At 71.8% G+C, this 7,625-nt stretch carries 11 protein-coding genes; 2 read left to right on the top strand and 9 right to left on the bottom strand.

Going from position 1 to position 7,625, the window contains the following annotated elements; all coding sequences use genetic code 11:
- From QZT59_RS12815 to QZT59_RS12795, 5 genes are all read right to left on the bottom strand, one after another.
- The coding region (locus tag QZT59_RS12815) for an AAA family ATPase (protein ID WP_290816810.1) at positions 1 to 1,044 on the bottom strand (1,044 nt) is incomplete at its 3' end.
- Positions 1,045 to 1,052: 8 nt separating this feature from the next.
- Entirely contained in the window at positions 1,053 to 2,405 is a 1,353-nt protein-coding gene (locus QZT59_RS12810; RefSeq protein ID WP_290816807.1) for an exonuclease SbcCD subunit D, read from the bottom strand.
- A 179-nt stretch (positions 2,406 to 2,584) separates the two neighbouring features.
- Positions 2,585 to 3,250, bottom strand: a complete 666-nt coding sequence (locus tag QZT59_RS12805; protein ID WP_290816804.1) for a helix-turn-helix domain-containing protein — start codon at positions 3,248 to 3,250, stop codon at positions 2,585 to 2,587.
- 64 nt (positions 3,251 to 3,314) lie between these two features.
- Positions 3,315 to 3,716 (bottom strand): helix-turn-helix domain-containing protein, encoded by a 402-nt coding sequence (locus QZT59_RS12800; RefSeq protein WP_290816801.1) that lies wholly within the window; start codon positions 3,714 to 3,716, stop codon positions 3,315 to 3,317.
- Between the two features lie 372 nt (positions 3,717 to 4,088).
- Positions 4,089 to 4,226: a zinc ribbon domain-containing protein gene (locus QZT59_RS12795; RefSeq protein ID WP_290816798.1), complete on the bottom strand. Its 138-nt coding sequence runs from the start codon at positions 4,224 to 4,226 to the stop codon at positions 4,089 to 4,091.
- 276 nt (positions 4,227 to 4,502) lie between these two features.
- Here QZT59_RS12795 and QZT59_RS12790 point away from each other — a divergent pair, with 276 nt between their 5' ends.
- On the top strand, positions 4,503 to 4,850 hold the full coding sequence (locus QZT59_RS12790) for a winged helix-turn-helix transcriptional regulator (RefSeq protein WP_290816795.1): 348 nt from the start codon (positions 4,503 to 4,505) through the stop codon (positions 4,848 to 4,850).
- Positions 4,851 to 5,110: 260 nt separating this feature from the next.
- Here the strand turns inward: QZT59_RS12790 and QZT59_RS12785 are convergent, their stop codons facing one another.
- Positions 5,111 to 5,488, bottom strand: coding sequence for a hypothetical protein (locus tag QZT59_RS12785; protein ID WP_290816792.1), 378 nt, complete (start codon positions 5,486 to 5,488; stop codon positions 5,111 to 5,113).
- Between the two features lie 46 nt (positions 5,489 to 5,534).
- Complete coding sequence (locus tag QZT59_RS12780) at positions 5,535 to 5,933, bottom strand: DUF123 domain-containing protein (protein ID WP_290816789.1); 399 nt, start codon at positions 5,931 to 5,933, stop codon at positions 5,535 to 5,537.
- A 196-nt stretch (positions 5,934 to 6,129) separates the two neighbouring features.
- Between QZT59_RS12780 and QZT59_RS12775 the strand changes: the two genes are divergently transcribed.
- Positions 6,130 to 6,912, top strand: a complete 783-nt coding sequence (locus QZT59_RS12775; protein ID WP_290816786.1) for a 23S rRNA (uridine(2552)-2'-O)-methyltransferase — start codon at positions 6,130 to 6,132, stop codon at positions 6,910 to 6,912.
- A gap of 48 nt (positions 6,913 to 6,960) precedes the next feature.
- Here QZT59_RS12775 and QZT59_RS12770 read toward each other — a convergent pair whose 3' ends face one another.
- The gene (locus tag QZT59_RS12770; protein ID WP_290816779.1) at positions 6,961 to 7,137 is read right to left on the bottom strand and encodes a ribbon-helix-helix protein, CopG family; all 177 of its coding nucleotides are present in this window, start codon (positions 7,135 to 7,137) and stop codon (positions 6,961 to 6,963) included.
- A 75-nt stretch (positions 7,138 to 7,212) separates the two neighbouring features.
- Positions 7,213 to 7,625, bottom strand: a 413-nt coding sequence (locus QZT59_RS12765; RefSeq protein WP_394348657.1) for a hypothetical protein, incomplete at its 5' end; no start/stop codon positions are given.

Below are 7,625 nucleotides of genomic sequence, written 5' to 3'. Positions count from 1 at the left end.
GACGCGCTCGCGCCAGCCGGAGCGCTCGGCGGCGAACTCGCGGATGGCGGGGGCGGCCGCGAGGAGGCGTTCCGGGCCTGTCGACGCGCCGGCGCCGTTCGTCTCGACGGCGTCGGTCGCCTCGTCCAGCGCGGTCCCCGCCGAGTCCCCGTCCTCGCCGGTCGCGGCCTCGAACTCGCCGATCGCCTCGCTCAGCGTCCGGCGGGCCGACGCGTGCTCGGCGCGCAGCGATCGAACCTCGTCGACGGCGTCGAGCGGGAACGCCTCGAGCGCCGCCGCCTCGACCGGTTCGAGGCGCGCCTCGAGCTCGCGGAGGCGCCGGTAGTCGTCACGGTTGGCGGCGATCGCGTCGAGTCGCGTGCGCTCGGCCGCCAGGGCCTCGAGTTCCGCGTCGATCTCGTCGATCCGTTCGTCGACCGTTCGGCGCTCCTCGCTCGTGCGTTCGTGGGCCTCGACCTGCGCCACGGCCGCCTCCCGGGCCTCGATCCCGCGCTCGATCCGCTCCATCGGCTCGCCCATCCGGTAGACGCCCTTCCCGCGCACGCCGCCGATATCTTCGGCCTCCGCGGCGAGCGCGTCCCGGACTTCGGGGACGGCCAGCACGTCGCCGTAGGCGGCGCCGAGCAGGATCGCCGAGAGGGCCGCGTCGTCGTCGAGCCCGCGCGGGACTCGCCGCAGCTCGTCGAGGCTGATCGCGTACAGCTGCCGGTAGTGGGCCTCGCCGAGGCCGCCGTAGAGATCCGCGGCCTCCCGGGCGGGACCGCCGTCGAGCGGGGTCACGGCCGGCTCCGCGTAGCCCTCGAGGTCGACGCGGTAGCGCCGGCCCTCCGCGACGACCGTCGCGGCGAGCGCGTAGCGGTCGGCCGCCGGCGGGAGGTCGTCGCCGCGGGAGACGCCGTACCCGAGACGGCGAACCGCCTCCATGAACGTCGTCTTGCCCGCCCGCTGGGGGCCCGCGATCACCGTCAGCCCGTCGGACAGACCGTCGATCCGCGCGCGCTCGAAGGCGCCGAAGTCGTCGAGGTCGAGTCGTTCGAGGTGCATCGTCGGGCTCACCGTCCCTCCCGGCGCCCGGTCGCGAGTTCGTCGATCGCCCGCCTCGCGGCGCGCTCGAGCAGGTCGTCGAGTCGGTCGGGGTCGAGCGCGAGCCGGTCGGCCGGGACGGTCTCCCGGTCCGGGTCGTCGACCCACTCCCAGACGGCGCCCGCGTCCGCCCGAAAGTCCGCCCGCGCGTCCGGGTCCGTCCGGAGCTCCTCGGCCAGCGCGACGAGCTCGCCGATCACCTCGTCCTCGGCGATCAGCGTCTCCGCGTCCGGCAGCGGGGCCGCCGTCCGGTCGCGCACCGACTCGGTCCAGACGAACGGCGATCCGCCCCCGAGCCGGTCGCGGAGCCGCTCGGCGAGCACCGCGGTCGCCTCCGCGTCGAGGGTCTCGGACGGCTCGCCGCGACCGGTCAGCTCCCACCGGCAGACGACGCCCTCGACGTCCCAATCGACGTCGGCGACGGGCAGGTCGACCTCGTCGCAAAAGCCCGCGTAGTCGGTCTCGCGCAGCACGAGCGCGCGCTCCTCGGCGACGGCCTCGACGTCCGAGAGGTTCCGCAGGGCCCCGCCGTCCGGCCGGGTCGCCTCGCCGACGTCGATCGCGAGCCGTCGCCAGACGATCGGGCTCGTCGGGACGAACTCGAGGTCGGGTTCGTGGCGGGGTTCGACCTCCGCGACGAGACAGCCCCCGACCGAGGCGTCGCCGACGTGACGGCCCTGCGGGATACCGGCGTAGGCGGCCGGAGCGCCGTCGACCGCGCCCGGCGCGTGGATGTGCCCCAGCGCCCAGTAGTCGATCCCCGTCGACGCGAGGTCCGCCGGGGAGCACGGCGCGTAGCGGCGCCCGTCGGGGTTCAACCCGGTGTGGAGGAGGCCCACGTTGGGGACGGTGCGATCCGGCGGCGCGTACCCCTCGAGGCGCGCGTCGGACTCGTGCCGGGCGCCGTAGGACCGCCCCAGGATCCTGACCTCGGGGGCGCCCTCGTCCGGATAGTGGGCAGTCTCGACCGCCCCGGCTCCGAACACCGTCACGTTCCCCGGCAGGTCGAGCGACTCGGCGCCCTCGCCGAGCGGGTCGTGGTTACCGTGGACGACGTAACACGGGACGCCCGCGTCGGCGAGTCGGTCGAACTGTTCGATCAAAAAGTCGGTCGCCCGTACGGACCGGGCCTCCCGGTCGTACAGGTCGCCCGCGAGGACGACGAGGTCGACCTCGCGCTCCAGCGCGACCCCGATCACGCGCCGGAAGGCCTCGTACGTCGCCCGCCCCAGCTCCTCGGCGAGCGACCCCGAGGCGTCCTCGACGGCCCGGAGCGGGCTCCCGAGGTGGAGGTCCGCCGCGTGGAGCACCCTGACGCCCATCTCTCCGTGGGTGTGTCGCCGCGGAACGCTTCAAGGTTCCCCCCGGCGCCGGTCGATTCGCGGCCAAGGCGCCGGTCGATTCGCGGCCAAGGCGCCGGTCGATTCGCGGCCAAGGCGCCGGTCGATTCGCGGCCAGGGCGCCAGTCGATTCGCGGCCAGGGCGCCGGTCGGTTCGCCCCTCAGGCGGTGGCCGCTCGCCGGTCGGCGCGCTCGACCGCGGGGCCGTTCGTCAGGAAGTACTCGACGAGGTTCTCCTCGACGCGGTGGAGCGTCTCGCTGCACGTCGACTTGGCGAGCCCGACGTGGTCGGCCAGTTCCGTCAGCGTGCACCGCCGCGGCGTCTCGTAGTAGCCCTGCTCGACGGCGGCCAAGAGGAGTTCTCGCTGCGCGTCCGTGAGCAACCCGCCGCCCTCGTGCCCGCGCTGGACGCGTGCGACCCGGAAACGGAGGCCGGCCTCGCGGAGGTGTTCGCCCAGCGCCGAGAGTCGGGCGTGCGAGCCCCGGACGTCGACCGTCGCCTCGCCGTCGACGACGTCGACGGGGTACTCGACCGGGACGCCCGATTCCGTCGCGGCCGACAGGATCGGGTCCGTCGCGGTCTCGACCTGGATCGTCAGTTCCTCGTCGCGCCGGTCGAGACTCGAGGTGGCCGCGGCGTCGGGGTGGCGCTCGATGGCCGCCGCGCACTCCGGGGCCGCCGGACCGGAGACGGTCGCGAGCTCGACCCCGCCGTCCGCCCCGAGCACCGAAGCGCAGACGCAGATCGTCGTCTCGGGGAACCGACGCGAGACGTCGGCCTTCCACTCGCCGTCGGGGAGGGTGACGAGCAGACGAGCTCTCGTCATCGGGCGCACACCCCCGCGGCGCTGACCTCGTTCGTGGCCGAATCCGCCGGAGTCCGCATCGGCATCACCGACCGTCCTCGATAGCGTATCCGACCGGCTGCGACGAGCGGTCCCGGCGGGTCACGCGCGTCTCGAGGCGACCCTCGGCGTCGATGCCGATCCGAACGTCCTCGAGACGGCGCTCGTACTCCGCGACGTGACGACCGGACCGCCGGATCCGGAGGCGCTCGCCCAGCACTCCCGCCTCGGTGAGGCGCTCGACCTTCCGATAGGCCGTCGACTGCGCCACGTCGCACGCGTCGGCGAGTTCCTGGACGGTCAGTCGGACGTCCTCGTCAGCCAGCGCTTCGAAGATGGCGCGGCAATCGGCGTCGGTCAGGAGTTCCAGGACCTCGTCGTCCGCCACACCATCGTCCGTCCGGGCCGCGTGCGAGAAGGTTCCGATCGCCGTCGAAGATTGGCTCATACTACAGGCATCGGACGCCACCCCGACCAACGTGCACCACCGATATCGTGGGCCGTTTATATACCCTCAGGATGCAGGGGTGTCGCCGATCGGCGAGCGCCGAGCGAGCGGCGGGTTCGCCGGGATTCCTCCGGGCGCTACGGGGACTCGACGAGTACAGACCGGCACGAGCCGTCGCTCGACGAACTCCGGACGGACGCGACGGGCGCGACTCTCGACGAACTCCGGGCGGGCGCGACTCTCGACGAACTCCGGACGGGCGCGACGCTCGCAGCGACGAACGCGGTCGACGACGGGGCGGCGGAAAAACGCGGATGAACCGGGAGCCGGCGAGTCGGCGCGCCGGATTCGAACGGGCGGAACGGCGAACGGTCAGGGGCTGGGGAAGTGCCGGCGAGAGACCTCGGCCCCGCAGACGGGGCAGCCGTGCTCGATCGTGGCCTCGCACAGCGGCCCGTCGAGGGGGAGCTCCCGGCGGCACTCCGGGCAGGTGAACTGGTAGTCGTCCATAGGTGTGTGGATGGTCGTCCGTGTAGAGCGCACGCAGCCTGGCCGGAAGGGGGTTGTACCGATATATCGGGGTTCGTTTAAGCCCGACCCGTCGGATTCCGTCGGCGGAGCGGCTCGAACGCGTCGGCCGGGTTGTCGAAATCCGTCGGCTGAGCCGCCGATACCGGGATTGCCGGCCGACAGAAGTCGCGCCCGGGTCAGCCGGCTCGACAATAAGCAGCGGCCGAAAGTGTTAGCAACCAGTAGCGGTATAGTGACGGGTGAGAGGGGACGAACGTGAAACTCAGACGACCCACGGATTTCTTGATCCTGGACGCACTCGAGGAGACGGGGCGAAACGTTGCGACCAACCTCGCTTCGCACACGGGGAAGAGCCGCAAGAACATCAACACGCGACTGCCGGTGCTGGAAGACTACGGCCTCGTCGAGAAGATCGGCCCGGCCGAGCGATCCGGCCTCTACGAGATCACGTCGCTCGGGAAAGCCGCGCTGGTCTACCAGGACCAGTACGGCGAGGTGGACGACTTCGAGAGTCTCATCGAGGGACCGCGAACCGACGGGGAGGGCTCGGCGGACGCCGAGGCGAGCTTCGCCCGCGGCGAACCCGACGAAGACGAGGACTGACCGCCGGGAGACCCGGGGCCTGCTCTTCGGAGGAGCCCGTAGCGAGCGGCTCGCTTGTCGTGAGGGGTTCCGCGGAGCGTGACCGCCGGGGCGGTGACCGCGGTGCGCCTCGCATCTCGTGACGACGGGCATCGAGCGGTCGACTCGCAACGTCGGCCGAGGGCGGCGAGCTCGCCGTCGAGATCCGCGCCGATCGCCGTCGAGATCTGCGCCGATCGCCGCTGGTTGCGACGACGGTGAGAGATCGGATCGTCCGCCAGCTACCGCGCGGCGTCGTCGCAACGCGCGGCCCCGTCGCAACGCGCGGCGTCGTCGCAACGCGCGGCGTCGTCGTAATCGGCGTGAACTATCGGGGTGTGCGGCGAGTCGGGGGCAGGGGCGCCGTCCCAATCGAGGAACTGGACGGCGGCCAGTTCGCCGTCGAAGCGAAAGCGGCAGACGCCGTCCGTGATCCCGCCCTCCGCGACGCCGTTCGAGATTCGGATCGTCGCTTCTGGAGGGTCGCCCCCGACGAGGTCGAGGTCGCCGTCCACGGCGAGCTCGAAGTTCGACGGGACGCCGCGGCCGACGATCGTCACCAGGTTCGGGAGCGAACCGGCCGATCCGCCCGATCCCGCCGCCGGCGCGTCGCGTGCCATCGACGGGTAACTCGCGATTCGCGCCGTTCGCCTTCTCGTTGGCCGGTCAGAACGACCGATAGACCGCGTCGAGTTCGCGGAGCAACGTTTCCCGGGACGCTTCGAAGTGAACGTGCGAGCGACACCGCGTACAGTCCGAGGCGCCGAGTTCGCCGAACGCGTCGGCGCTGATCTCCCGGACGACCGCGCACTCGGCGTCGTCGGCGGTGGTGAAGACGGCGACGATCTCCGTCGAATCCGCCGCGAGCAGGTAGTCGACGTGCCAGTGAGTCGTTTCGCGCTCGCCCGCGCACAGCTCCTCGTGGCGCCGGACGCGAGCGAACGAGTCCCCCGGCACGCTCCCCGTGTAGGCGTAGGCGCCCGCCGGGAACGCGACGTCGCCGCGCGCGCCGACCTCCCGGGCGAACGGTTCGCGGTTTCCGATCGCGAGCGTGTACGTTCCCATCGGCGGATCGTTTCGGCGCGAACCGGATAGCGTTCCCGGCTCGGTCGATCGGAACGCCGCGTCGGCTCGATCGGCCACCGCTCGGCGCCGAGGGCATTCGGCAACCCTTACCGCCTCCGACCCGTTCGTGCGGCCATGACCGAAATCGGGACGCGCATCCGCGACCGCCGACCCGCCGCCGGCGGGGTGAGTCGCCATGGGTAGCGGACGCGACCACTACTACAACAAAGCCAAGCAGGAGGGCTACCGCTCCCGGGCGGCGTACAAGCTCCAGCAGCTCGACGAACTCGAGAACGTGCTCGAACGCGGCGACGCGGTCGTCGACCTGGGCGCCGCGCCCGGCGGCTGGCTGCAGGTCGCCGCCGAGGAAGTGGGCCCGCAGGGGACCGTCGTCGGCGTCGACTTCCAGCGCATCGAATCGTTCGACGAGAAGATCGACGGGCGGATCGAGACGATCCGCGGCGACGTGACCGAGGAACGAACGCTCGACCGGGTCAGGGAGGCGACGGACGGGACGGTCGACGTCGTGCTCTCGGACATGGCGCCGAACGTCTCCGGCGAGTACTCGCTCGATCAAGCCCGGTCGCTCCACCTCGCGCGGACGGCCGCCGACGTCGCGCTCGAGCTGCTCGACGCGGGTGGGGACTTGGTCGTGAAGGTGTTCGAGGGACCGGACGTCGACGCCCTCCGCGCCGACCTCGAGGCGGAGTTCCGGTACGTGCGCGCCACGGCCCCCGACGCCACCCGAAAGGAGTCCTCCGAGCTGTACCTGATCGGCAAGGGGCGCCTGACCGCGCCCGTCTCGGCTGGCGACGAGCTCGAGGTGGAGATCGTCGACGTCGGGGCGGAAGGCGACGGCATCGCCTCCGTCGAGGGGTTCCGGCTGTTCGTCCCCGGCGCGGAGACGGGCGAGGAGGTCGTCGTTCGCGTCACGGACGTCAAGCCGAACTTCGGGTTCGCCGAGCGGATCGACGAGTGACCGAACGGCGAAGCCGTTCCGCCGCGCCGATCCCGTCCGCTGGCCGGACTACTCCTCGTCTTCCAGGCGCCCGTGCCGTTCGTCGATCTCGTCGAGAATGTCGAGCGTCTTTCTGATCGAGGCGCGGATGGCGTCGCTCCGGTTGACGAACTTTCCGTCGTCCCCGACGTGATCGTCGAGATCGTCGAGCAGTTCCTGGGGGATCTCGACGCTGATCTTGGGCATGTCTCAGCCTGCCCCGGGATCATAATAAACGTACCTCGAACCGTCGCCGTCACCGGCGTCGCCCGGCGGACCGACTCACCCGTTCCTCACGTCGAGCACGGACCCCCGCCCCTCCCGTCGGAGGCGGTACGTGCCGTCGGGGCGGCGCTCGACCAGCTCCCGGTCGGTCAGCGTCCGCAAAATGCCGTAGGCGGCGCCCGCCTTCAGGTCGAGGGCGACCCTGATCGCGTCGACCGACTTGGGTCCGTCCACGAGCGAGAGGTAGACCAGCTTCGCCCGGGGCGATCGGAGCGCGTCGAGTTCGGCGTCGGTCCAGCGGCAGGATCGACAGGAGAGGATCCCCTGGACGTTGACGAGGTCGCTCTCGCACTCGGGACAGCCGACCTCCGCCAGGGCCGCGTCGGGGTCGGCGCGCCAGCGCTCGTCCGCCCCGGCCGTCCCGCCGTCTTCGGAGCCGGCGGACCGACCCGTACCGGACTCGGTCGAAG

This window comes from Halovivax sp. (genome assembly GCA_007119345.1).
Lineage (GTDB): Archaea > Halobacteriota > Halobacteria > Halobacteriales > Natrialbaceae > Halovivax.
This window is presented reverse-complemented; position numbering and strand designations above follow the sequence as displayed.

Excerpts from the sequence above, each read along its gene's own strand:
- QZT59_RS12775 (WP_290816786.1), top strand. The coding sequence starts at position 6,130 with ATGGGTAGCGGACGCGACCACTACTACAACAAAGCCAAGCAGGAGGGC.
- QZT59_RS12785 (WP_290816792.1), bottom strand. The coding sequence starts at position 5,488 with ATGGCACGCGACGCGCCGGCGGCGGGATCGGGCGGATCGGCCGGTTCG.
- QZT59_RS12800 (WP_290816801.1), bottom strand. The coding sequence starts at position 3,716 with ATGAGCCAATCTTCGACGGCGATCGGAACCTTCTCGCACGCGGCCCGG.
- QZT59_RS12805 (WP_290816804.1), bottom strand. The coding sequence starts at position 3,250 with ATGACGAGAGCTCGTCTGCTCGTCACCCTCCCCGACGGCGAGTGGAAG.
- QZT59_RS12810 (WP_290816807.1), bottom strand. The coding sequence starts at position 2,405 with ATGGGCGTCAGGGTGCTCCACGCGGCGGACCTCCACCTCGGGAGCCCG.
- QZT59_RS12770 (WP_290816779.1), bottom strand. The coding sequence starts at position 7,137 with ATGCCCAAGATCAGCGTCGAGATCCCCCAGGAACTGCTCGACGATCTC.
- QZT59_RS12780 (WP_290816789.1), bottom strand. The coding sequence starts at position 5,933 with ATGGGAACGTACACGCTCGCGATCGGAAACCGCGAACCGTTCGCCCGG.
- QZT59_RS12795 (WP_290816798.1), bottom strand. The coding sequence starts at position 4,226 with ATGGACGACTACCAGTTCACCTGCCCGGAGTGCCGCCGGGAGCTCCCC.